Genomic DNA, 25,228 nt, shown 5'->3' with positions numbered 1-25,228 from the left:
AACCTGCGAAACCACGGAACCTGAAGGGCAACGACTTTCAAAAGCTCGACCCGCGATCTACACTCAGTGCTATCATCCAAACCGGCATTCAGGCACTTACACCACCTTTTTGACTCCGTTTATTATGGCAACCAACAGCAGCAACGTTACGCTTACCGGCCTGGCACGGCGCTTTGTCGACGATGGACTCCTGGACGAGGACGTCGCCAAGGAAGCGTTTCTTCAGTCTTCCCAGAACCGAATCCCACTGATCACCTATTTGGCGCAGAATCAGTTGGCCGACAGCGCGAAACTTGCGTTCTCGGCCGCCATGGAATTCGGGATGCCGGTGCTGAATCTGGATGCCTTCCTGCCGGACATGATGCCGGAGAAGGTGGTCGACGAAAAACTGATCCGCAAGCACAACGCGCTGCCGCTGTTCAAGCGGGGCAACCGCCTGTTCATTGCCGTTTCCGACCCCACCAACATCCAGGCCCTGGATGAAATGAAGTTCAACACAGGGCTGAGTACCGATGCGGTGCTGGTGGATGATGCCAAACTCCGTGCCGCGATCGACCGTTATCTGGATGCGCACGATACCGCGATGGACGGACTGGATGATGCCGACCTCGAAGGCGTAGAAACGGAAGGGGGCGAACAGGATGATGACGAAAGCGCCGTAACGGCCAGTGATGTCGATGATGCCCCGATTGTTAAGTACGTCAACAAACTCCTGCTTGATGCCATCCGCACGGGCGCGTCCGACATCCACTTCGAACCGTACGAGAAAACGTATCGGGTGCGTTACCGCACCGACGGTATTCTGAAGGAAGTGTCCCGCCCCTCGATCAAACTGGCCCCCAAGATCGCCGCCCGCGTCAAGATCATGGCCCAGCTGGACATCTCGGAACGGCGCGTTCCGCAGGATGGCCGGATCAAGATGAAACTTTCCAAGACCAAAGCCATCGACTTCCGGGTGAACACGCTGCCCACGCTCTGGGGCGAGAAAATCGTGCTCCGGATCCTCGACCCCAGTCAGGCGAAACTGGGCATCGACGTGCTCGGCTATGAAGAGGACCAGAAGCAATTGTATCTGGAAGCACTGGAGCAACCCCAGGGCATGATTCTGGTCACGGGGCCCACCGGTTCCGGCAAGACAGTCTCCCTTTACACCGGCCTGAACATCCTCAATACCACCGAGCGGAACATCTCCACCGCCGAGGACCCGGCGGAAATTAACCTGGAGGGGATCAATCAGGTCAACGTCAACCCGAAGGTGGGCCTGGGCTTTGCCGAAGCCCTGCGCGCCTTCCTGCGGCAGGACCCGGACGTCATCATGGTGGGCGAGATCCGGGATCTGGAAACCGCCAACATCGCGATCAAGGCCGCGCAAACCGGGCATCTGGTACTATCGACCCTTCACACCAACAGCGCCGCGGAGACCCTGACCCGGCTGATGAACATGGGCGTGCCTGCCTTCAACATCGCCACGTCCGTCAGTCTGATCATTGCCCAGCGCCTGGGCCGGCGCTTGTGCTCTAGCTGTAAGCAGCCCATGGAGGTTCCCAGGGACGTCCTTTTGAAGGAAGGGTTCACAGAGGAACAAATTGATACAGGCTTTACGTTGTACCGCCCCAAGGGCTGTGATAAATGCAATGGGGGTTACAAGGGGCGCGTGGGGATCTACGAGGTGGTCAAGGTGACCGACACTCTGGCCAATATGATCATGGAAGAGGCCAGCTCCATCCAGATTGCAAAACAGGCCCAGGCCGAAGGCTTCCGTACCTTACGCCAGTCGGCGCTCCTGAAGGTGATTCAGGGCGTGACCAGCCTCGAGGAAGCCAACCGCGTGACGAAGGACTAAGCATGGCAGAGAAAGCGCAGAAGCTGGAATCGTACATTTGGGAAGGCAAGGATCGTAAGGGCAACAAGACCAAGGGCGAGCTGACCGGCGCCAACCTCGCGCTGGTCAAGGCCCAGCTGCGCAAGCAGGGAATCATACCCCAGAAAGTCCGGAAGAAACCCAAGCCCCTGTTCGGCGGCAGCAAAAAGATCACGCCGTTCGATATTGCCATGCTGACTCGCCAGCTCGCGACCATGATGAAAGCCGGTGTACCGCTGGTACAAAGCTTCGATATCGTCGCAGACGGCCTGGAAAACAAAGGCCTGCAGGAACTGGTGATGTCGCTTCGCAACGACATCTCATCCGGGACGAGCTTCGCGGGAGCGCTGCGAAAGCACCCCAAGCACTTCGATGAGCTTTACTGCAACCTGGTGGATTCCGGGGAGAAGGCCGGCGCTCTGGAAGCCATGCTTGATCGGGTCGCAACCTATCTCGAGAAAACCGAGAATCTCAAGAAAAAGGTCAAGAAAGCCATGACCTATCCGATCGCGGTTATCGTCGTGGCCATCATCGTCACCGCGATTCTTCTGGTTAAAGTGGTGCCCCAGTTCGAGAGTCTGTTTCAGGGGTTTGGCGCTGACCTGCCCGTCTTCACACAAATGGTTGTTCATATCTCCGAATGGCTGCAGAGCTGGTGGTTTGCGGTACTGCTGGGCATTGTGGGCTTCATTTTCATTTTCCGGGAATCCAGGCGCAGGTCCCGCGCGTTCTCGGATTTGGTCGACAAATACATGCTCAAACTGCCCATCGTGGGCGAAATTCTGGACAAGTCAGCGGTGGCCAAGTTCGGCCGGGTCCTGTCGACCACCTTCGCGGCGGGTGTGCCTTTGGTGGACGCTCTGGATTCCGTGGCCGGAGCCACCGGCAATGCGGTCTACCGGGACGCCATTCTGAACATCAAGACCGATGTTGCCAGCGGTACCCAGTTGCAGGCCTCCATGCGCCAGCAGGATGTATTCCCGGTGATGGCGGTCCAGCTGACGGCCATCGGCGAGGAATCTGGTAACCTGGACGAAATGCTGGGCAAAGTGGCCGAACACTATGAAAGTGTCGTCGACGACATGGTCGATAACCTGACAGCCTTGATGGAGCCGATGATTATGGCTGTTCTCGGGGTTCTGGTAGGCGGCCTGATCATCGCCATGTACCTGCCCATTTTCCAGATGGGTCAAGTCGTCGGATAAGAAGCCCCCATGCCCAGTTTTGATGAACTCATGGCCCATCCGTGGCTGCTGTATGTTGCTGTCACGGTGTTCTCCCTCTGCATCGGTAGCTTCCTCAATGTGCTCATTCTGCGCCTGCCCCGGATGATGCATCAGGACTGGCGTTGCCAGTGCGAGGCGTTTCTCGACATCCCGGAACAGCAACGGAGCAAGGAACCCCGGATCTCCCTGGCGAAGCCGGCGTCCACCTGCCCGTCCTGCGGTCATCGCATCCGGGCCTGGGAGAATATTCCGGTTGTCAGCTATCTCTTTCTCCGGGGCACGTGTGCCGCCTGCCAGGCGCGGATTTCCCCACGCTACCCACTGATCGAGCTGACCACGGCGGTGCTCTCGGTCCTGACCGTGGCCTTGCTGGGCCCGTCGCCGGCGGCGCTGTGGGCGTTGCTTCTGGTGTGGACGCTGATCGCCCTGACGGTCATCGACTTCGACACCCAGTTGCTGCCGGACTCCCTGACGCTTCCCCTCATGTGGCTGGGGCTGGTGCTCAATCATTTTGGGGTGCTGACCGATTTTGACAGTGCCTTCTGGGGCGCCGTGGCCGGCTACCTGTCCCTCTGGTCGATTTACTGGCTGTTCAAGCTGGTGACCGGAAAGGAAGGCATGGGGCACGGCGATTTCAAACTGCTGGCGGCTCTGGGCGCCTGGCTGGGCTGGCAGCAGCTGCCGGCGGTGATCCTGCTGTCGTCCATGGTGGGCGCGGTGGTGGGTATCGGCCTGATGGTGTTCCGCCAGCACGGCCGGGAAGTGCCCATTCCCTTTGGTCCCTACCTGGCTGCCGCCGGCTTGCTGTGCCTCTGGTTCGGGCCGGCTATCCAGCAGGCCTGGCTCCGCTATCTGGGGCTGTAGGCCATGGCAGTCCTCGGTCTGACCGGCGGCATTGGTTCCGGCAAATCCACCGTCGCCCGGCTGTTCGGTAAACAGGGTGTTCACTGGGTCGACGCGGATGACGTGGCGCGTCAGGTGGTCGAGCCCGGAACCCCGGCCCTGCAGGCGATTGCCGGGCATTTTGGCCGGGATGTTCTCACTCCGGAAGGCACGCTGGACCGGGCCAGATTGCGCCAGATCGTTTTCGCTGACCCGGAGCAGCGGGCGTGGCTGGAATCCCTGCTGCATCCCATCATCCGCGCGGAGCTGGTGCGCCAGCTCACCCTCAGCGACGATGCCCGGCCCTACGTTCTGCTGGTTTCGCCCCTGCTGCTGGAAACGGACCAGCATGAGCTGGTGAGACGGGTGATCGTGGTGGATGTGCCGGTCGAGGTCCAGCTCCAGCGGACCATGGCGCGGGACAACAACACCCGGGAGCAGGTCCAGCGCATCATCGACGCCCAGATGCCCCGGGCGCAGCGACTGGCACGGGCGGACGTGGTCATTGACAACAGCCGGCCACTGGAGGATGTGGAGCGTCAAGTTCGTGATTGGCATCAAAGGTTCCTGGTGGACTTTGGCTGAACGGTATTGCTCCCGGCTTCTTCGCTGGACCACGCGCCTGCTCCTTGCGCTCCCGGCCATCACCATCGCCGCGCCCGACAGCCCATCGCTGGCACGGTCCATTCCCGAGATGCTGTCTCCCGACACGCTGCCGTCTCGGTTCTTTACCTTTTCCCCCGAGGAATACTGGCGTGAGCCAAGGGATTCATACTGGCTGTCGTTCAGCAACTGGGTCCTTCGGCAGGAGCGAGTCCAGGGGGCACGCGTACAATCCCTGGGAGCCTGGGCCGACCGTACTCTGTCCGGCTCAAGTCAGGCCTTGCCGGACAACGAAAGCTATCTGCGCCTCGGTTTTGCCACTGAATCGGAATACAGCAAGCTGGCCCGATTCGAGCCGGAAATGCGTTTTCGCCTCGACATTCCCACCACCCGCCGCAAGCTCCGCCTGGTGATCGAAAGCGAGAGCGAGGAGCTGATTCCCCTGGAGGAGCGGCAACGGGATCGCCAGCTGACCGAGCCGGAACGGACCGATGCCGAAGCCACGGGTGCGCTGCGCTACTTGACCCGGATCGGCGATGCCATCAACCTGTCCAGCGACCTCGGCGGTCGGCTGCGACTGCCCCCCGATGCGTTCTGGCGCGCCACCGCCAGCAACCGTTGGCAATGGCACGGACTGTGGACACTCGGGTGGCAGCAGCGTTTCTACTACTATCACCAGACGGGCTGGGGGGCGCGGACGTGGTTCGGGGGCGGCCGGTCGTTGGCCGGCGGCTGGCAGTTCCAGTCGTCATCGGAACTGGAATGGGTCCACCCGGACCGGAAATTCGTTGCCGCCCAGATTTTCAGCCTGCGTAAGGCACTGAACAACCGCTCGACCCTGATTCCCCGGATCGGGATCCTGGGCGAGAGCCAGCCCAATTGGCGAACCAGCTCCGCTTTCGCAGACCTGACTTGGCGGTACCGCCTGCACAGCGACTGGCTGTATGCAGAGCTGATTCCCGCCCTGAGTTTTCCCAGAAGCGAGAGCTTTTCCGACCAGGGCTCGGTCGTTTTTCGCATTGAGATGTTTTTCGCCGGAACCGTTGAGACGCCATAGGCCCATGCCCAGACACCCAGCAAAACCCGCCGATCAGGCCCCAACACTGACCCCCATCGCCGTGACCCGCTCCTGCTTCCGGGACAAGTTCGGCGTGCCCCGGCAACCGGGGTTGACCCGGCACGCCCATGCAGAACTGATCATTCAGCCCCCGTTCGACCGGGAAGACGCGTTTCGTGGGCTCGAAACCGCCAGCCACGTCTGGCTGGTGTTCCAGTTTCACCAAGCCATCCGGGACGAGTGGCGCCCGGTGGTTCGCCCGCCCCGGCTGGGCGGCAACCGCAAGATGGGGGTATTCGCAAGCCGCTCCCCGTTTCGTCCCAACAGCCTGGGACTGTCGGTCGTCAGAAACGAGGGACTGGTCAGGAAACGTGGCCAGCTGGTACTGAACATCCGGGACCACGACTTGATCGACGGCACTCCGATCTTTGACATCAAACCCTACCTGCCCTTTGCCGACTGCGTTCCGGAGGCCAGTCTGGGCTGGGCCGACACGGCGCCGACCGACCGCCTGGACGTGGTGTTCCACCCGGAGGCGGAACGACAGCTGGCGACGCTGCCGGCCGAAGACTATCCCGATCTCCGGGCACTGATCGAAGATGTGGTCGGTTACGACCCGCGCCCGTCGTTCCGGCGCGGCCGGGACGAAACGCGAATTTACGGCACCCACCTCTACGATCTGAACGTCCGCTTTCGTTTCCTCGGGGATGAACAGGGCAGACGTGTCGAAGTGCTGACGGTCTGTTAAACTGCTCTGGTGATTTTCTAAACGACACAGGGAAGTCGTACCTTGTCTTCTGACCAGATTCTAAAGCGATTGGGTGTACGGCCACTGGCGACCAGGCTGCTGGTGTATGTGCTGCTGTTCGGCCTGGTGCTTTCCCTGGTGGCGACCGGCGTTCAGATGATCGGCGAATTCGAGCGCCACAAAAGCGACCTGGTCAGCGCCCAAGGCAAAGTCGCCGGGCTGGTGGCCGGCACCATGAGCAACAATCTGTGGCTGATGAATTTCAGCGAGGTCGCCAACAGCCTGGATGCCATGCGCACCTTCCCTTCCATCCAGTATGCCCAGGTCACCACCTCAACCGGAGAGGTGTTCAGTACCGGCGCCTACCCCGAGGGCCGGGTGATTGCCCGGACGTTTCCGCTGGTCTTCGACCGCTCCAGTTTCCAGGCGCCGGAGCAAGTTGGCCAGCTGACCATCGTCTCCTCCATGGAACAGCTGTACAAAGAGCTGAAGGCACGCGCCCTGATGATTCTGCTGGTGGTGTCGCTTCTGGTCATGCTGGGGACCCTGGGGCTTCTGCTGATCGTCCGGTTCACCCTGTCGAGGCACCTGGAAGCGATGGCGGACTACGCCGCCAAGCTCAACCTGGACGCTCTGGTCGAGCCGCTAAAGCTGAGGCGCAAACCGCCAAAAAAGCCGGATGAGTTGTCGGAGCTGGAGCAGGCTCTGAACAAAATGCGCCTCCAGATCCTGGAGGACACCCGTTCCCTGCGGCAGACCACGATCCAGTCACAGGGAGAACGGGACGAGGCAATCCGGGCCAATCACGCCAAAAACCAGTTTCTCGCCAACGTCAGCCACGAGTTGCGGATTCCCCTACAGTCCGTCCTCGGCTACGCCAACCTGCTGACCGACACCCCCCTGGACCAGGAACAGCGGGAATACGTCAACACCCTGCTGAACGCCTCCGAAAGCCTCTCCGCCATCATCAACGACCTGCTCGATATTTCCAGTATGGAGGCCGGCAAGCTGGTTCTGGAAAATCTGCCCTTCGACCTGCGCGAGCTTCTGAATGATCTGGTACACCTGCTGGGCGGCCGGGCCCGGGAAAAGAACCTGCCTCTGGAGCTGCGCATCGACGAGAACCTGCCCTGGGCGCTGATGGGTGATCCGGTGCGGGTGCGCCAGGTTCTGGTCAACCTGGTCTCCAACGCCATCAAATTCACCGACTCGGGGCATGTGCTGATCAGTGTGGAAGTGCTGGGGCGGCGAAATGACAGCGCGAGAATCCGCCTGGCGGTGGAAGACACCGGCGTCGGCATCAACCCGGAAGACCTACCACTGGTGTATGAGCCCTACATGCAGCTGGGTCAGCACTTCCAACGCCAGCTGCCCGGTGCCGGCCTGGGTCTGACGATCTGCCGACAACTGGTCAACCTGATGGATGGCACCCTGGACGTCGAAAGCCGCCCTGGCCAGGGTTCTACCTTCTGGGTGGAGCTGACCTTGCCCATTGCGCCGGAGAATGCCACCCGGGTTCGTCCCGACACCCGGATGGTGCGCAATAAACGCATCCTGGTGGTCGATTCCTACGAGCTCTCCCGCAAGATCACGCTTGAGATGCTGTCCCGGCACGAGGTCCACATCGAGGCCGTCCGGTCCGCGGGCGAAGCCCTCACCTCGCTGCGTCTGGCCTTTGACAACCAGCTTCCGTTCGACGCCATCATTCTCGACGGCTTCGTGCCGGACATGGACAGCGATCTCCTGTGCCGGCAGATCCGCAGTAATCCCGAGTGGAGCGACATGCGGCTGTTGATCCTGTCCTCCAATCCCCAGCGGGGCGATGCCGAGCATTACCGCCAGGCCGGCGCCGATGCGTTCCTCAGCAAGTCCCTGCGCGAATCCTATCTGATGGCCGTGCTCAACCAGCTGTTCGTGGATGCCGCCCATCAGGAACGCCGGTTCCTGACCCGCTTCTCGCTGCAGACCAGTACCGACACCAGCCGGCAACGGGAGCTGCCCTGTGGCCGGATGCGGGTGCTGCTGGTGGAAGACAACCCGGTGAACCGCACCCTCACCCGCCGCCTTCTGGAAAAGCTGGGATGCGACGTGATGACCGCCAACGACGGCGAGGCCGCCGCCGCCCTGTGGCCCTGGCATCCCTTCGACCTGGTGTTCATGGACTGCGTGATGCCCCGGGTGGACGGCTATGAAGCCACCCGCCGCCTGCGCCAATGGGAGCAGGAGCACCAACGCCCCAGGGTACCGGTGGTCGCCCTGACCGCCAGCGCCATGGAGGAGGACGAGGAACGGTGCCGGCACGCCGGCATGGATTCTTTTGTCGCCAAGCCTGTCAATATTGAAATGCTGCGGGCAGTGCTGGAACAATACTGCTGCACATCCGCGGCCACCTGATCCGCCCCATCCGGCAACAGCGTCAGGGGCCCGCCACATCCCGATCGCCGGAAACCTGACAAAATCGCCATGATTGTGCAATGCCCGACATGCAAGCAGGCCGTAAAATGGTCTGAAGAAAACCGGTACCGCCCGTTTTGTTCCGAGCGCTGTCAGCTGATCGATCTGGGCGCCTGGGCCAACGAGGAATACCGGGTGCCATCCGAAGAGGAAGACGCTTTGTCTGACGCCTATCAACCAACCGAAACCAAGAAGGTAGAAGAATGAAAGTCACCCGTATCTCCCTGATGGTTCTGAGCCTGGCCGCCGCACCGGCCTGGGCGAGCGATCTGGACCTGAGCCTGACCAACGATTCCGTCAAGGGCCAGGTCAATTTCTTTGAAACCAACAACGACATCCAGCTTGGCGCGGGCTACACCTACCACGAGGGCAGTCGTCACATCACCAACCTGGACTTCCATGCCCAGGGACGTACTGCGCTCGGCAACCTGCCCACCACCGCCGGTATCGGGGTGCGGGGTCTGGCCTGGGATGACGACGACCTCGACGGCGGCGCGATCGGCATTGGCGGCTACGGCACCGTCAACATCCCCACGGTACCGGGCCTGTCCTTCACCGGTGACCTGCATTACGCCCCGCGCATTCTGTCGTTCGGCGACTCCGACGACATGACCAGCCTGGAACTTCGTGGCAGCTACCGGGTCATCCGGAACGCCGAGGTGTTTGCCGGCTACCGCTATCTGAACACCGACCTGGACGCGCCCCACCGGGGCGACGTCGACCTGGACGAAGGCGTGCTCGCCGGGATCAAAATCTTCTTCTGATCCCCACCCTGTCGGCACCCGGCCAGTTCCGGGTGCCGGTTTCGTGCATCCCCTCACTCTTTTGTCCCGCCTGCCCCTGCTAGACTGGCCGTCACCGATACCTACAGACGGCAAGGACAGCATGACAACAAGACTTGCCTTTGCCCTGCCCCTTTTCCTGGCCCTGGTCAGTGGCTGTGGCAGCGGTGAGGATGCCATCGAGGGCGCCCGAAATCAGCCCAACCACTTTGCCGGGGTCAAGAATCCCGTCGATGATTTCAGCTCCGGCAGCACCGGCGATTCCAGCAACACTTCGGGGCTGGCAAGCAACGAAGTCCGGATCACCCTGGAGCTCCCCACCGCCCTCGCCCCCGACGGTGAGGCCACTCGGCGCAATCTACGGATCGTGCAGCCGGAACGCATCGCCATCTACCGCACCGATCCATCGTTGCAGAACCTTGGCGGCGTGGACGGCGTCTCCACCCGGACCGACGCCGAGGGCTACACCATCATTACCTTCGAGGGCGGTCAGCCCCTGGCCCCCGACATCGTGATCGAAGCCAGCTACGGCAACACCCGGCTACGGGCGCTCGCCTCGGATTCGGACCGGGACATCAAGATCAACCCCTTCTCCGAATACCTGGTGCGGGACATCCTCGGCAGCTACACCCCGGGCGAATGGCAAGCCATCCTCGACTGCGCGGACGATGAACTCTGCCTGAACCGGTATGTGTGGCCCACACTGTCCGACCAGATTCACGACTTCGAGATCGACATTCCGGACAACGCCGGCCTGACGGAAGCGTTGGCCCTGCTGCGCAGCCGGGCCGATTTTACCCGTTACGCCCAGGCCATGGCCGGTTATGCCCTGCTGGAAAACACCTCGTCCGGCCAGCTCCAGGCCAGCTCCGCCGACTACAACGCTGTGTTTCTGGGCATCGAGCTGGGCCAGAGTTTCGCTGAGCCCAGCATTCAGGGCGCCGGATTCTGGGGCATCCGGACGGCCCAGGAGGAGCGGCTTCAGGACGACACCGGCCTCGCCTACGTCTACCCGGCCCTGACCCTGGCCAGCTTCGATGCCTTTGGCATTCAGGTGACCTCCCTTGCCAGCGACATCCCCTATGACCGGGAAGTGATCCTGCAGACCGCCGGCAACGACTTCTTCGTGCGTGGATCCGATCAGTGGCAACGCAACACCCACGCCACCGCGCCCGGCGCCGCGACGCTCGCGGAAGGAACCCGTCTGCTGGCCGGCCGGAGCCTGTACCAGAGCGTTACCGGTCGCGGCAGCTCCCGGATCATCGGCTGGACCCGCAACCCCTACTATCTGGATGCCTACACCCGCTCCCCCATCAACACCACGGCGGGTCCGGACCGGGTCCTGGCCGGCTATTTCAGTGCCGGCAAGGCACTGGAACTCAGTGCCCAGGGCGATCAGCTGAAGCGCGGCACCCTGCTGGAGAATCATTACGTCTCGGCCTTGGAGCTCGACCTGTCACGGCCGCCGACCGGCGCAACGTTCGATCCCGAGGTGCTGCATGGCAAGGACTACAACGTCCTGCTTCTGAGTGGCCGTTTCGACCAGACCCAGTCGACGCCGATCACCCTGGCAGCCGGGCTCGGCACTTGGTCGATAGATGACGACGGCGGGGTGGCCCAGAACCTGGCGCTCAATTACCTGACACGGGATACGTCCGGGGCGGTGTCGCGGCAGCCGGGCACCGACACCCAACAGTGGCGGGTCAGCTCCAGAACCGCCATCCTGAGCAGTGGCAATCAGGACATCGGCCGGCTGAACCTCGATCAGGACCAGCCATCCGGCAACGAGGCACAACCCGACATCGGCATTGGTGCCAGCACGCCAGACGGCACCCTGCTCGCCTTCAACCTCGACGACAGCCCCCTGGGAGACGGCCTGCTTATCGCAGCCAGAACAGCCGATACTCCGGCCCCGACCAGTGGCCGTTTCCGGCTTCAGGGAGTCACTCTGGGCATGGCGGACGGGGTTAACCGCCTACGCCATTTCGCAGACCTGGAGCTGGTGATCGACTCAGGCAGCCGCGCGTCCATCACGGGTGAATGGCTGTCGGTCACGCACAGGGTCAGTGACCAGACACTGGAACAACCCGACAGCCAGCCGTTCAACCTGGCCTTGAGCTACACCGACAACGGCAACGGCCGCGTGTCGCTGAGCAACGGCACCCTCCATCTGGACGGTTTTTTCAGTACGGACCGCAACCAGCTGTTCCTGCGCCAGGCCGACAGCGACGATACCGAAAGCCTCGGCCTGCTGCTGGCCACCCGGCAGCCCTGAACCCGCTGCCGGCCGGGGCCGCGGGCATCCCTGTATAACCTGTTATAATCCCAGTCATATCCATTCTCGCGAGAGGTGTTATGTCTGCCGCCAGCCGGGCTTTGTTGTTGCTTGTTCCCCTGGTCGTATTCACCGTGGCCGGGAGCCTGTATCTGCCACCGCGGGATCAGGCCGCCGACTCCGGGTCGGAAGTCTTTCTCAAGGAACTGCCTCCCCTGCCCGCCTGGGCTGCGACACCGCTGCCGGATTTTTCCGGCTATGTTGACACCACCGAGAAAAAAGCCGCGTTCTTCGCGTTTCTCTACCCCCGGATCGTTCTGGCCAACTCCCGCATCCTGCTGGAACGCAACTACCTCCTGAGCCTGGAAAAGAAGGCCTCGCTGACCCCCCAGGAAAAGCACTGGCTGGACCAGCAGGCGCAGCGGCTCCGGATCAAGGCCGTCACGGGCAGCCGCCAGCAGTTCGAACTGCTCAAGAAACGCCTGGATGTGATCCCGCCCTCGCTGGTGATGGCCCAAGCCGCCAACGAATCCGCCTGGGGGACATCCCGTTTCGCCAGGCATGGCAACAACCTGTTTGGCCAGTGGTGTTTTACCCGGGGCTGTGGTTTGGTACCGCAAAGCCGTGTCGAGGGTGCCCGCCATGAGGTCGCCAAGTTTGCCTCGCCGTATCGCTCGATCCGCGCCTACATCGAAAACCTCAACCGCCACCCCACCTACCAGGCCCTGCGGGAGATCCGGCTCAAGGACCGCGCCGAACAAACCCCCTTGTCCGGCCTGGAAATGGCAGAAGGCCTGTTGGGTTACTCGGAGCGTGGTGAAGCATACGTAGAGGAAATCCGCGCCATGATTCACTACAACAACCTCGAGTTCTACGACGACGCTTTCCGGACCATGGTGCAGGGGCGGAACCCCGAGGCTTTGCTGCAACTGGCCTCGACACCCCAGGAAGCCGGGTTGCTACCGGGCCCCACCATCGACGAGAATGGGCCCGCCGAAGGCTGACCAACCATACACGATTCATCCAGAGACACGACGGAATGCTTGATTTCCTGCCCGCGCCGCTCAAGGGAACCCTGGCGGCCCTGATGATCCTGTTGAATACCCTGGTGCTTTACCCCGTGCTGACGGTTTTCGCCCTGATCAAGCTGATCATTCCGGTAACCGCCGTGCGCAAGGCCTGCACCGTCGCGCTCAACGGTGTCGCCCGCGCCTGGATCGGTTTCAACAACCTCCTGGTGGACCTGCTTCACCAGGTGGAGTGGGATGTCCGGGGCGTGGACCAGCTGGGCCGAGACCACTGGTACTTTGTGACCTGCAACCACCAGAGCTGGGCCGACATACCCGCCATTCAGTACGTCATGAACCGCCGCATTCCCCTGCTCAAGTTCTTCCTGAAAAAGGAGCTGATCTGGGTACCACTGCTGGGGCTGGCCTGGTGGGCGCTGGATTTTCCGTTCATGCACCGGCACACCAAGGAACAGATTGCCAAGCGGCCGGAACTGAAGGGCAAGGACATTGCCGCGACCAAGGCCGCATGTGAAAAATTCCGCTACACGCCGGTGGCCATCCTCAACTTCATGGAGGGGACCCGCTTCACCCCGGAAAAACACCAGCGCCAGAACGCCCCCTACAAACATCTGCTCAAGCCGAGAGCTGGCGGCACCGCCTTTGTGCTGGGTACCATGGGGGATATCCTTCACACCATGCTCGACATCACCATCGTCTACCCCGACGGTCGCTTCGGGTTCTGGGACTATCTCTGTGGCCGTATCCGCCGCATCATCATCGACGTGCGTACCCTGGAGATTCCCGAGCGATTCCTGGGCATGGATTACGAGAACAATCGGGAGATGCGGGCGGACTTCCAGCGTTGGGTCGGCGAGCTTTGGGCCGAAAAGGATGCCCGGATCGAGGCCCTGAAACACGAATCCGCAGAGGCCTAAAGCAGCCCCAGTTCGCGGGCCCGGACAATCGCCTGGGTCCGGGAACGCACCTCGAGCTTGGCGTTGATCCGGCGAGCGTGGGTTTTCACGGTATGCAAGGAAATGTGGAGCTTATCCGCAATCTCCTGATTCGAAAGCCCCTGAGCGATGAGTTCCAGCACCCCCTGCTCACGCTCGCTGATCGGCTCCGGCAGGGTCTCCCCATGCCCTCCGGCAAGCGGAACCCCGAACAGCTGGGCCAGATCCTGCCGGAAACCGCTCTCCGGTACCTGAACCAGGCTTCGCTCCATCAGCTCCTGCAGCTCCCCCCGCAGCTCGGCGAACGGGCTGATGTAGTGTTCCGAGGCCGCCTCGGCAATGAGGTCGCACAGCAACCGGCGCGCCGTCGCTCCGCCTTTTTCCCGATGACACAGTACGGCATCCAGCAGCCGCACATGCAGGTCGACGCCCCAGGGAATCGTGGATTCATAGCGTTCCCGAATGCGCTGGAGGGTCTCCCGGGCACGTACCAAGTCCCCCCGGGCCATGTCCACCCGGACCTGCAGACAGTCCAGCAGCCCCGGCATCATGGGAAACAGCTCCGGCACGCACCCGGCGTCCCGATAGGGCTGCAGCCGCCGAAGCGCCTGCAGCGCACTGTCCACCCGCCCCTGGGCCAGCCAGCAGCTGGCCTTCAGGGCTTCGAGCACGGGCACATAAAGGGACTCGTCCACCTGCCAGGCGTGCATGGTGCGCTCGGCCCGGCCGATCCAGACAAAGGCGTCCTCAAGGCGGTGTTCGGCGCGGCACATCAGCACCCGGAGCGCCATCGCCAGCAGCAATCCCAGATCCCGGGCCTGTTCCGCATGACGTGCGCACAGGGCCAGCAGGCGATCCGCCTCCGCCAGTCGCCCCTGGTGCCATAACACCAGCACCAGATTGAGCTGGAGCCGGGTTTCCCCCACCCGAGCCGGACGTGCCAGCTCCTGCATGGCCGTATCCAGCCCGGTACGCAACAGCTGCTCGGCATGTCGGAGCGCCCCCTTGCCCAGCTCGATGCGGGCGTGGGCATACACCGCCAGCGCCTCGGAACCGGAATCCCCCGCTTCCCTGGCCAGCCGCGACGCGGCCCGATTGGCTTCACGGGCTTCTTGGAACCGTCCGGCGGCGCACAGAGCACTGGAGCGCACCATTTGCACCACCAGCTGCCCCTGGGTAGACAGCTCACCATCGGCCAGGGCCCGGTCCGCCATGGCCAGAGCCTCCGCCACCTTGCCCTCGCCTCTCAGGATAAAGGACTGGAGAGCCGCGATCCGACAGTCATGAGCTTCAAGGTCCGCCGGCGATAGATCGTCAATCAACGCCCGTGCCTGACCAAACTGGCCACCAATCGCGTGCACCCAGCCATACACAATGCGCAGCCTCGGGCTGCGCTCAAGGAGCTCCGCCGGCAGACTCCTGCGCATCCGCAACAAAGACGCCGTGTCCTGCCCCAGCAGCAGGGCTTCCGATCCCTCCGAGGCAATCCGAATCACTTCCTCGTCATCACCGGCCAGCAACGCGTAACGCAACGCCTCCGGGAACTGGTATCGCTGACCGAACCACTGGCTCGCCAGCCGCATCCGGGCTTCGTAACCGGGCATCCGGGACGCCCGCAACCATTCCTGCAACAAAGGGTTCAGCCGATACCAACGGCCCCGGCCCGGCATGGAGCGGATGGGCAGCCCCCGCTCCTGCGCCTGGGACGGCAGCAGGCACGGCGTCTCTGGCAGCGCCGGTTCCAGGGCCAGAAACAGCTCATCGGAACAGGTCTCCAGCTCAGCGATGGCCCTGAGGGAACGCATCGGACCGCCGGCCACGTGGGCCAGAACCGAATCATGCAGGAACCGCTCGACACTGCCGCTTTCCTGAATCGGCTTTCGCTCCAGCGTCTGCTCCAGTTCCCGGCGATAGAGTGCAAGCGGCGTAATCCAGCCCTCGGTCAAATCATACAGCTTGTCCACTGCGACACTGGTCAGCCGGTTCGCCGCCAGCAGGCCCTCGAAAAAGCGGAACGTCTCAACCCGGGACAGCTCCAACGCCTCCGGCCCCAGACGAGTAAAGCGCCCTTCCAGTTCCAGCCCGTGGGTTTCAAACGGCAGACCGCAGCGGGAAATCAGGACGAGCGTCAGAGACTCCGGCAGATTGCGTACCAGTTGGGATACCAGCTCGGCGGCGGCGGGATTGCTCAGGTGATCCAGATTGTCCAGCACCAGAACCCGCTGTTCAAACGCGGCGTTCCGGCCCACCGACACCAGCATCATCGCCAGGGCATCGGCAAAGCCCGCCCCCCCTTGCAGGGCACTGTCGAGGATCCCGGGGGTATCCAGGGCCAGCGACAGCAGCGTCAGAAGCCGGGCCGGTGCATTCTCCTGCGGTGTCAGAGACAACCAGCAGGCGGCACCGGGCACCGTGCTCAGGGCACTGAGGACCGCATGGGATTTGCCATAGCCACAGGGGGCCTCGACAAGGAGTGCACGGCGGGGGGAAAGCGCGCCCAGAATACGCTGATTCAGCGCCGGGCGCGCCAACGCATCGGCCGGCAAATCCGGCACCTGCATCCGCTGCTTCAGCAGATCCCGGACCAGCTCGCCCCGCTGGAGACCGTTGTTGGCAGACTGGAATTCGTCGTTGGCGGCCCGGCCTTCATTGAATGGTTTCACGCACTGCCCCATGACAAAGCGGTCCGAACCGTCCGGCTACTGGACCAGGATTGGAAGGCTCCAATGATTTCCATACGGCGACCTGCATCGGGTACGCCTTTAGTATGAGAGGAAGGTTAAACCAAGTGGGGGCGAGGCTGCAAAATTTTGACGTATTAGCACACGATTGGATGGCGGTTTTTTAGCACTGCCTTTGCCGTCAGGCCCAGAATAAGCACGGGCAACCTCTGAAAAGCGGCCCCAAATACGACAAACCCCCGCCGTTGTGGTGGGGGTTTGTCGCAGTCCAGCGGGTCGCTCGCGACCCGCTTTGGTTTCCCGGAGGCCCGTTAGCGGGTGCCTGCCCGGCGCAACGCGGCCGGGGTGTAGTCCCGAGAGGAGCGTTCCACGCCAAAGGTGTACGGGTTGTTCTCTTCGTTGGTCAGCCCCAGTGCCAGGTAGCGGCCGGACAGCAGGTCGTAGAGCACTTCCAGCGCATACCAGGGTACGTCCTGGTCGTAGAACTGCATGGCATGGGCCTCGGCGACCCGCCAGAGTTCGCCGCGACCGTCGTAGTGGTCAATCACCGCCGCCTGCCAGGTATCCTCATCGATGAAGAAATCACGCTGGGCGTAAATGTGGCGCTCCCCTTCCTTCAGGGTTGCGCGCACGTGCCAGACCCGGTGCAGCTCGTAGCGGGTCAGGTCCTGGTTGATGTGGCCGGCCTTGACGATCTGATCGTACGTCAGGCTGCGATCCACCAGTTTGTAGGAGTTGTACGGAATGTACATTTCCTTTTTGCCCAGCAGCTCCCAGTTGTAGCGGTCCGGAGCACCGTTGAACATGTCGAAGTTGTCGGAGGTGCGCAGGCCGTCCGCCGCGGTGCCCGGGCCATCGTAGGCCACCTGGGGGGCCCGGCGCACGCGGCGCTGCCCGGCGTTGTACACCCACGCCCGGCGGGGCTCGGCCACCTGGTCGATGGTTTCATGTACCAGCAGGACGTTACCAGCCAGCCGCGCCGGCGCGGTGATGGCCTGTTTGAAGTAGAACAGTACGTTCGGGTCCTCGGCCGGATCGTAATCCTTCAGGTAGGTCCGCCAGGTGATTTCGTCCTGAAACTTGACCACGGAGTAGGCCCCGTCGGCGGTGGGAGTCACTTGGCCGACGTTCCTCTGAACCGCCCCACCCCGATAGCGGGTGATGTGGTTCCAGATCACTTCCAACCCGTTCTTGGGAATCGGGAACGGCGTGGCGCTCTCGTAATTACCCAGGCCGTTGCCGTCCTTGATCAGCTCGACCTTGGTGGCGTTGGCGACGGTCTGCTTCATCACCTCGTCCGGATAGGTCGCGGTCCGGTGAGTCTCATAGACCGGCATGAAGTAGTCGTCGTATTTCTTGATCATGGCCACCTGGCCCGGAGACAGCTTGTCGGCGTACTGGTCGACGTTGCTGCGGTCGATCACGAATTTCGGTTTTTCATTGGGAAACGGGTTCACGTAGATGCCGTCCCCTTTGTAACCGGCCGGGGGCGTGGTCAGACCACCGGTCCAGGCGGGGATGTCGCCACCGTTGCCGGCCTTTTCGGCGCCCATGGGGGTCAGGGAGTCGCCCAGCTTGGCCGCCTCCGCCGCAGAAACCGCACCCCAGGCCTGACCCGCCAGCATGCTTGCCGCCAGTACGCCCGTGGCCAGTAGTTTCTTGTTCAGTTTCATGTAGCTTACCTCGTTGGAGAATTCGGTCCGGGTCAGAATGAGTAGGAAACGCTGGCAGTCACGAAGTCGCGGTCCGTCAACTCGTTATACGGTTCGCCGCCGAAGAAGTTCGTGTAGCCGATGTTTCCGGTGATCTTGTTCTGGTAGACCGCCTGCAGGGACAGACCGATCGCCTTACTACCCTCGTTGAAGGCACCGCCAGGCTGCGGGCTGTAGCCCTTCACGTCGTGGCTCCAGGCCAGCTGTGGAGACAGGTTCACACCGGCAATGGCATTCGGGTAGTCCCACACCAGGCGGGCCCGGTAGCCCCAGGAGAATGCGGTGGTGTAGCCGTCCAGGGTACAGTAGCTGTCGTTGAGGTTCAGTTCCTCACAACCGCCGCCTGGCCGGGTGCCGATACCGAACGTCCCGGAGCGGCCATACAGCGCCTCGTCCTTGTCCGGCAGGTCGTGCACGTAGGTCGCGCCGAATTCAGTGATGAATGACAGGCGGCTGGCGCCCATCACCTGGTCGAAGAACTTGATCAGGGTGAACTGCGCCTGGGAGACCTTGAAGCGGTCCCAACCGCTGACATCCTGGCCGGAGAGATCGGCGCCACCGGCCTCGGCTTCACGCTGGTCCTGCAGCAAACTGGCGTTGTCACCGGTTACCGGGTTCTGGAGTTGCAGACCGCCGTAGATCAGCTCGAAGGCGTTCCACTGCAGCGGCAGGTTCTCCCGGAAGCTGTACTCCGCCCCCAGCGACCACCCGCCCGGCGTGGTGGTGTTGATGCTGATGCCGTACAGGTCGATGTTCTCGGGGTATTCGATGAAGTAGGACGGGAAGGTGACCCCATTATCAGGGTCATTCACCCGGCCGCTGACATACGGCAGCCGGCTGTTGTATTTGATGTAGTAGAAGCCCAGTTCGGAGTCGTTCAGTTCCGGCACATACCAGCGCAGCGCCACCCCGAACTGATCCTTGGAATCGGCCTCGCGGTCGCCAAGACGGGGCGCGATAAAGCCCTGGGCGTAAGCCTCGGAGTCCGGCAACTGGCCGGCCAGCAGCACCGGGCCACAACCATCGGCGGCGAAATCGTTGGTCGAGAAGAAGGTGCCGCAGTCATCGGGGCGTACCGGCTCCCAGTCGGTCTGGACAAAGGTCTCGACGGTCAGGTTTTCGGTGATGCCGGCGGAGCCGTAGAACATTTCCACCGGCAGCAGGGCATCCTTCAACTCGGAACCGGGCGCCCGAAACGCCGGCACGTCCACCGGGTTGATGGTGTTGATGCCGCCCTGGATGAACGTGCTCTCGCCCCAGCTAACGACCTGCTTGCCATAACGCAGGCTGACCGGCACGTCGCCGAAGTACCAGTCGGAAAACACGTAGGCATCGAGGATCTCACCGCCGGAGGCATTGTCGGACGCCTCGTCGTTCAGGGGCACGTGCTCGCGGTCTTCATCCTTCAGTTCGAAGTCATACCAGTAACGCCCCCGCAACAGGCCCCCCACCCGGGTCAGGGTGTCGCTGTCCACGTCGTAGTTCAGGAACAGCTCGCTGTTGCCCTTGACAATCTTGGAGTAGGTGTCGCCCTTGTCGAAGTTGAGGTTGCCGTCGTCGTAGTTGTTGGTGGAGGCGCCGGTATCCGTATAGGCATAGTCCGGCCCCAGGTTGCCCTGGGCAATCAACCGCTTGTCGCGATCAGAAACCCGCCAACCAACGCCCGCGGACAGCGTGGTGTTGAACTGGGCCTCAACGTCGCCCATGTAGAATGACAGGGCGGAGGCCTGCCCGGATGCCCCCGCAGCAATGGCCACGGCGAGCGGTAGTTTGGTCCAACGCTGCCATTGTTGAGTTTTTCTTGTCATTGGAAGGCTACTCCATTGTTGTTCTGAGTCGCTGCTCTGATTATTGGTGTTCACGATGTATTGGAGGCTTCATGCACAGTGCTCGTGATGATCGCACTATAGCTAACGGGGTTGGGGGCTTTGATCAGTCAAAAGTATGATTTTTCAGTCACCCCCTCGACCGGGGCCCGCTCCACACACTGTGATCCACTATAGACAACAATTGGAGTAGCAACCAGATTTCACGGCTTGTGGGGCGCTTCCAGATACTCCCGGGACTGCATCTCCAGCAGCCGGGATTCGGTCCGTTCGAACTCGAAGCTCAGCCGCCCCCCGGAGTACAGTTCCGTGATCGGCGCCTCGGCGGAGATGATGACCTTCACGTTGCGGTCGTAAAACTCGTCGATCATGTTGATGAAGCGCCGGGCTTGGTCGTCCTTGTCGCCACCAAGTACAGGGACGTTGCTGATGATGATGGCATGGAACTGGCGTGCCATTTCGATGTAATCGTTCTGGCTGCGCGGGCCATCGCACACGTCCTTGAAGTCGAACCAGACCACGTCGTCCGCGTGCGCCCGGGCCGGAATCTTCCGGCCGTTGATTTCCAGCGTCCGGCTGTGCTTGGCCGCTTCCACGGCCAGGCTCTCGAAACTCTTGCGCAGACTGACGTCGGCCTGCTCATCCAGGGGGTAGTGATACAGCTCCGCCTGCTCCAGGGTGCGCAGCCGGTAGTCGACGCCGCCGTCCACGTTCACCACGTCCGTGTACCGCTTCACCAGCTCGATGGCGGGCAGAAAGCGCTGACGCTGCAGGCCATCCTTGTACAGGCCGTCGGGTACGATGTTGGAGGTACACACCAGGGTCACGCCCCGGCTGAACAGGCCGTCCATCAGGGTTGCCAGGATCATGGCGTCGCCGATGTCGGACACGAAGAATTCATCGAAACAGATGACCCGGGCCTCGTCCGCGAACTTCCGGGACACCAGGTCAAGCGGGTTCTTCTCACCCTTGAGCGCCTTCAGTTCGTTGTGAACCCGTTGCATGAACCGGTGGAAATGCACCCGCATCTTGCGCTGGAACGGCAGGGACTCGTAAAAGGTGTCCATCAGGTAGGTCTTGCCCCGGCCGACGCCGCCCCAGAAGTACAGGCCCTTGATCGGTTCCTCGCGCCCCTTGCGCAGTTTCCGGCGCAGCCGGGCCAGGGCGCTGCTGCGCTCGTTTTCAGCCGCCACCAGCTTGTCGTACAGGGCCTGCAGCCGCCGGACGGCATCTTCCTGGGCCGGGTCTTTGTGGAAATCCGGGCGTTCAAGGTCCTTTTGATAACGCTGCCAGGGGGTAAGGTGCTCGCGGGTTACAGTGGACATCGCTGCGGTCATCAGACTATTCCCGGAAATTGGACGTGAAACTTGGGCGCGGTATTTTCGCTCATTTCGCATTTTTTCGCCATTCGGGCCCGCCCCGGGGCAATACGACGATTGGCGCAGGCGTGGAACATGGGCGGCCACCGCCCCGGCACGTTATACTCGGGAGACGGGCTTTGCTCATTTCTGGTTACAAAGGACGACATTGCATATGACGAACCTGATTCTGGCAGCGCTGGCGGCGCTGGTGATTGGCATCGTGATCGGGATATTGGTGGGCCGCTCCGGCCAGGGACAGACGCTTCGTCAGCGGCGGGCCGAGCAGCAAATCGAAGAACTGCGCAGCGAGTACACCCGTTACCAAGCCCAGGTGAACGAACACTTTATGGAGGCCGCCCACCTGCTGCGTCGATTCAACGACGCCTACCGAGACGTAAACCAGCACATGGCCCGGGGCGCCAACCGTCTGTGCAACGACGAGGACTGGCTGGAGGAGCTGGAGCATGAGACCTCCAGCAAACGCCTGGAGGACGTGCGGGATGGCGCTCCGGCGGAGCCGCCACGGGACTACGCGCCGAAACCCGATCCGGAAGCCAAGGGCACCCTGGCGGAGGATTTCGGGCTGGACAAAGACCGCAACACCAGCAAAGCCTGACCTCCAGGGCCGTTGTTCGTTAGACCGGGTTATCGCAGTCGATAAAAAGGTGCGTTAACCCGAATTCCCGAGCCAACGCTTCCCCCAGCGCCTGCACGCCATAACGCTCGGTGGCGTGATGGCCGGCGGCATAATAATGAATGCCCGCTTCTCGGGCGGTGTGGGTGGTGGGCTCGGAAATTTCGCCACTGATGTAAGCATCCAGTCCCGCGGCCAGGGCCCTGTCGATGAAGCCCTGGGCGGCGCCGGTGCACCACCCGACATGCCGGATCTCGGCAGGCCCTTCCCCCACATGCAGCGGCTGCCGGTGCAGCCGGGATGCCAGGTGATCAGCCAGTGCCCCGGGAGTCATGGGCTCCGGCAGCTCGCCCTGCCAGACCAAGCCATCGAGCGGACGGGCATTCCTCAGTCCCAGCACCTCGGCCAACTGGCGATTGTTGCCATAGTCGGGATGATCGTCCAGGGGCAGATGGTAGGCCACCAGGTTGAGGTCATGTTCCAGCAGCCGCTTCAGGCGCGCTTTCTTCATTCCCCGCACACAGGGGTCCTCGCCCTTCCAGAAGTAGCCGTGGTGCACCAGAATCATGTCCGCGTTCGCTGCAATCGCCGCCTCAATCAAGGCCAGGGAGGCTGTGACCCCCGTTACCAGCGTGCCAACGGTTTCCCGGCCTTCCACCTGAAGCCCGTTCGGGCAGTAATCCTGAAAGTTCCGGGGCTGGAGCCAGTCGTCCAGCCGTGCCAAGAGTTCGGCGCGATGTACCATGACGTTCCCTCCGTTGTCGAAACGACCGCTTACAGAGTCTGCAACCCCCGGATCAGGGCGTCGTTCTGTTCGGTGGTACCGATGGTGATCCGCAGGAAGTCCCGGATGCGGGGCTTGTCGAAATGGCGCACGATGATCCCCTGCCCCCGCAATCCCCTCGCAAGCTCAGAGCCGGAGCGGCCAGGATGGCGGGCGAACACGAAGTTGGCCTTGGACGGCAGCACCTCGAACCCGAGACCTTCCAGCGCAGAGGTCACCCGCTCGCGTTCGTGAATCACGGCCTCACGGCAGCGGCGGAACCAAGCCTCGTCCTCGAACGCAGCCTTGGCCCCGGCCAGCGCCAGCCGGTCCAGGGGGTAACTGTTGAAGCTGTTCTTGACCCGGTTCAGCGCCTCGATCAGCTCGGCCTGGGCAATGGCGAAGCCCACCCGCAGACCGGCCAGCGAACGGGCCTTGGACAAGGTCTGGCAGACCAGCAGGTTCGGGTAGCGATCGACCAGTGGGATGGCGCTGTCGCCCCCAAAGTCCACATAGGCCTCATCCACCACCACCACCCGATCCGGGTTGGCCCGCAGGATCGCCTCCACCTTGTCCAGTGCCAAGAAACGGCCGGTCGGGGCGTTGGGATTCGGGAAGATGATGCCGCCATTGGCTTGCCGGTAGTCCTCCGGATCGATTTCGAAGGATTCGGTGACCGGCACCGGGCGGGCCTCAATCCGGTACAGGCCGCAGTACACCGGGTAGAAACTGTAGGAAATATCCGGAAACAGCACCGGCTCGCCATGCTGGAACAAGGCCTGGAAGATGTGCGCCAGAACCTCATCCGAGCCATTGCCCAGAAAAACCTGCTCGGGCGACACCCCGTGGTAGTCGGCGATGGTTCGGCGCAGCGATTCGCCCTCCGGGTCCGGGTACAGGCGCAGGCTGTCATTGAGCTCCGACCGGATGGCCTCCAGCACCTTCGGCGATGGGCCGAACGGGTTTTCGTTGGTGTTCAGTTTGACCAGGTCCGCCATCTTCGGCTGCTCGCCCGGCACATAGGGTTCCAGGTCGTGGACCAGCGGGCTCCAGTATTGACTCATGTTTACGCCTGCGAGGTGGATCCGTCGTTGATGCGATATTCCGCCGAACGGGCGTGAGCCGTCAGCCCTTCGCCCCGGGCCAGTACCGAGGCCACGCGCCCCATGCGACTGGCACCGTCCGCGGAAAATCCGATGATGGACGAGCGTTTCTGGAAGTCATAGACCCCCAGCGGCGAGGAGAACCGGGCCGTGCCGCTGGTCGGCAGTACGTGATTGGGGCCTGCACAGTAGTCGCCCAGTGCCTCGGCGGTGTAGCGCCCCATGAAAATGGCGCCGGCGTGGCGAATGTCCGCCAACAGGGCCTCCGGATCCTCCACCGACAGTTCCAGGTGCTCCGGGGCGATCCGGTTGGCAACGGCGGCGGCCTGTTTGAGATCGGCCACCTGGATCAGCGCGGCCCGGTCATTCAGCGAGGCACGAATGATGTCGGCCCGTTCCATGGTCGGCAGCAACGCGCGGATACTGGCTTCCACCGCGTCCAGAAACACCGCGTCGGGGCTGATCAGAATGCTCTGGGCCTGCTCGTCGTGCTCGGCCTGGGAGAACAGATCCATGGCGATCCAGTCCGGATCGGTGTGGCCGTCGCAGATCACCAGGATTTCCGAGGGGCCGGCAATCATGTCGATGCCGACGGTGCCGAACACTTCCCGCTTGGCGGTGGCCACGTAGATGTTGCCGGGGCCGACGATCTTGTCGACCGCCGGAATGGTTTCAGTGCCATAAGCCAGAGCCCCGACCGCCTGCGCGCCGCCGATGGTGAACACCCGGTCCACGCCGGCGATGGCCGCAGCCGCCAGCACCATGTCATTGACCAGGCCGTCCGGAGTCGGGACCACCATGATCACTTCCCCAACGCCCGCCACCTTGGCGGGAATGGCGTTCATGAGCACCGAGGAGGGATAGGCCGCCTTGCCGCCCGGCACATAGAGTCCGGCACGGTCCAGGGGGGTGACTTTCTGCCCCAGGACGGTACCGTCCTCATCCTGGTAGCGCCAGGAGGCCTGCCGCTGCCGCTCATGGTAGTCGCGGATACGCGCCGCCGCCTGTTCCAGCGCCTCGCGCTGTTGGCGGGGAATGCTCTCCAGAGCCTGCCGCAGCCGCTCCTGGCTCATTTCGAGGTCCGCCACGGTGGTGGCCGTGACCCGGTCGAAGGTCTCGGTCAGTTCGAGAACGGCGGCATCCCCCCGGGTACGCACGGCATGGAGGATCTGACGAACCGCATCGTTGACCTGATGATCCACGCTGTCATCCCAGGCCAGCAGCTGGGCCAGCGCCTGGTCGAAATCCTCCTGGGCGGCATTCAGTCGTTTGATGCGTACGTCGGTCATGTCAGTGT

At 62.5% G+C, this 25,228-nt stretch carries 20 protein-coding genes; 13 read left to right on the top strand and 7 right to left on the bottom strand.

All coding sequences use genetic code 11. The annotated features are described in order from the left end of the window. Positions 1-124: 124 nt before the first annotated feature. From pilB to BTO32_RS00585, 12 genes are all read left to right on the top strand, one after another. Complete coding sequence (pilB, locus tag BTO32_RS00640) at positions 125-1,843, top strand: type IV-A pilus assembly ATPase PilB (RefSeq protein ID WP_076722516.1); 1,719 nt, start codon at positions 125-127, stop codon at positions 1,841-1,843. A gap of 2 nt (positions 1,844-1,845) precedes the next feature. Continuing rightward, entirely contained in the window at positions 1,846-3,066 is a 1,221-nt protein-coding gene (locus BTO32_RS00635; RefSeq protein WP_076722515.1) for a type II secretion system F family protein, read from the top strand. Between the two features lie 9 nt (positions 3,067-3,075). Beyond that, positions 3,076-3,951, top strand: a complete 876-nt coding sequence (locus BTO32_RS00630; RefSeq protein WP_076722514.1) for a prepilin peptidase — start codon at positions 3,076-3,078, stop codon at positions 3,949-3,951. 3 nt (positions 3,952-3,954) lie between these two features. Further along, positions 3,955-4,554 (top strand): dephospho-CoA kinase, encoded by a 600-nt coding sequence (coaE, locus tag BTO32_RS00625; RefSeq protein ID WP_076722513.1) that lies wholly within the window; start codon positions 3,955-3,957, stop codon positions 4,552-4,554. Then, the gene (locus BTO32_RS00620) at positions 4,517-5,629 is read left to right on the top strand and encodes a hypothetical protein (protein WP_425435203.1); all 1,113 of its coding nucleotides are present in this window, start codon (positions 4,517-4,519) and stop codon (positions 5,627-5,629) included. The genes coaE and BTO32_RS00620 overlap by 38 nt, the downstream gene beginning before the upstream one ends. A 4-nt stretch (positions 5,630-5,633) precedes the next feature. Continuing rightward, positions 5,634-6,377: a tRNA (N6-threonylcarbamoyladenosine(37)-N6)-methyltransferase TrmO gene (gene tsaA, locus BTO32_RS00615; RefSeq protein ID WP_076722511.1), complete on the top strand. Its 744-nt coding sequence runs from the start codon at positions 5,634-5,636 to the stop codon at positions 6,375-6,377. Positions 6,378-6,533: 156 nt separating this feature from the next. Then, positions 6,534-8,771, top strand: a complete 2,238-nt coding sequence (locus tag BTO32_RS00610) for a response regulator (protein WP_425435214.1) — start codon at positions 6,534-6,536, stop codon at positions 8,769-8,771. Positions 8,772-8,840: 69 nt separating this feature from the next. Beyond that, positions 8,841-9,038 carry a DNA gyrase inhibitor YacG gene (yacG, locus tag BTO32_RS00605; RefSeq protein ID WP_076722509.1) on the top strand — a complete coding sequence of 66 codons (198 nt, stop codon included), beginning with the start codon at positions 8,841-8,843 and terminating at the stop codon, positions 9,036-9,038. Continuing rightward, positions 9,035-9,595 carry a YfaZ family outer membrane protein gene (locus BTO32_RS00600; protein ID WP_076722508.1) on the top strand — a complete coding sequence of 187 codons (561 nt, stop codon included), beginning with the start codon at positions 9,035-9,037 and terminating at the stop codon, positions 9,593-9,595. The genes yacG and BTO32_RS00600 overlap by 4 nt, the downstream gene beginning before the upstream one ends. Positions 9,596-9,716: 121 nt before the next feature. Then, on the top strand, positions 9,717-11,888 hold the full coding sequence (locus BTO32_RS00595) for a hypothetical protein (RefSeq protein WP_076722507.1): 2,172 nt from the start codon (positions 9,717-9,719) through the stop codon (positions 11,886-11,888). Positions 11,889-11,968: 80 nt separating this feature from the next. After that, the gene (locus BTO32_RS00590) at positions 11,969-12,892 is read left to right on the top strand and encodes a glucosaminidase domain-containing protein (RefSeq protein ID WP_076722506.1); all 924 of its coding nucleotides are present in this window, start codon (positions 11,969-11,971) and stop codon (positions 12,890-12,892) included. A gap of 35 nt (positions 12,893-12,927) precedes the next feature. After that, the gene (locus BTO32_RS00585) at positions 12,928-13,833 is read left to right on the top strand and encodes an acyltransferase (protein WP_076722505.1); all 906 of its coding nucleotides are present in this window, start codon (positions 12,928-12,930) and stop codon (positions 13,831-13,833) included. Here BTO32_RS00585 and BTO32_RS00580 read toward each other — a convergent pair. From BTO32_RS00580 to zapE, 4 genes are all read right to left on the bottom strand, one after another. Beyond that, positions 13,830-16,526 carry a LuxR C-terminal-related transcriptional regulator gene (locus BTO32_RS00580; RefSeq protein ID WP_076722504.1) on the bottom strand — a complete coding sequence of 899 codons (2,697 nt, stop codon included), beginning with the start codon at positions 16,524-16,526 and terminating at the stop codon, positions 13,830-13,832. The genes BTO32_RS00585 and BTO32_RS00580 overlap by 4 nt on opposite strands. A gap of 317 nt (positions 16,527-16,843) precedes the next feature. Beyond that, a complete protein-coding gene (locus tag BTO32_RS00575; RefSeq protein WP_076722503.1) occupies positions 16,844-18,205 on the bottom strand; it encodes a DUF1329 domain-containing protein in 1,362 nt (453 codons plus the stop codon). 32 nt (positions 18,206-18,237) lie between these two features. Next, positions 18,238-20,052 carry a DUF1302 domain-containing protein gene (locus BTO32_RS00570; protein WP_076722502.1) on the bottom strand — a complete coding sequence of 605 codons (1,815 nt, stop codon included), beginning with the start codon at positions 20,050-20,052 and terminating at the stop codon, positions 18,238-18,240. A gap of 221 nt (positions 20,053-20,273) precedes the next feature. Further along, positions 20,274-21,407, bottom strand: a complete 1,134-nt coding sequence (gene zapE, locus BTO32_RS00565; protein ID WP_076722501.1) for a cell division protein ZapE — start codon at positions 21,405-21,407, stop codon at positions 20,274-20,276. A gap of 196 nt (positions 21,408-21,603) precedes the next feature. On the opposite strand from zapE, the gene BTO32_RS00560 reads away from it, so the two are divergent. Then, the gene (locus tag BTO32_RS00560; protein WP_076722500.1) at positions 21,604-22,047 is read left to right on the top strand and encodes a Z-ring associated ZapG family protein; all 444 of its coding nucleotides are present in this window, start codon (positions 21,604-21,606) and stop codon (positions 22,045-22,047) included. Positions 22,048-22,066: 19 nt separating this feature from the next. On the opposite strand, the gene BTO32_RS00555 is transcribed toward BTO32_RS00560, so the two are convergent. Genes BTO32_RS00555 through hisD form a run of 3 tightly spaced genes read right to left on the bottom strand, consistent with a single transcriptional unit; the run spans position 22,067 to position 25,220 of the window. Continuing rightward, the gene (locus BTO32_RS00555; RefSeq protein WP_076722499.1) at positions 22,067-22,810 is read right to left on the bottom strand and encodes a Nif3-like dinuclear metal center hexameric protein; all 744 of its coding nucleotides are present in this window, start codon (positions 22,808-22,810) and stop codon (positions 22,067-22,069) included. Positions 22,811-22,839: 29 nt separating this feature from the next. Beyond that, a complete protein-coding gene (gene hisC / locus BTO32_RS00550) occupies positions 22,840-23,892 on the bottom strand; it encodes a histidinol-phosphate transaminase (RefSeq protein ID WP_076722498.1) in 1,053 nt (350 codons plus the stop codon). A 2-nt stretch (positions 23,893-23,894) separates the two neighbouring features. Continuing rightward, a complete protein-coding gene (gene hisD, locus BTO32_RS00545; RefSeq protein WP_076722497.1) occupies positions 23,895-25,220 on the bottom strand; it encodes a histidinol dehydrogenase in 1,326 nt (441 codons plus the stop codon). Positions 25,221-25,228 lie beyond the last annotated feature (8 nt).

It is taken from the genome of Marinobacter lutaoensis (assembly GCF_001981305.1).
GTDB classification, from domain to species: domain Bacteria; phylum Pseudomonadota; class Gammaproteobacteria; order Pseudomonadales; family Oleiphilaceae; genus Marinobacter; species Marinobacter lutaoensis.
Note: the sequence above shows the minus strand (reverse complement) of the source record. Positions and strands in the feature narration are given on the sequence as shown.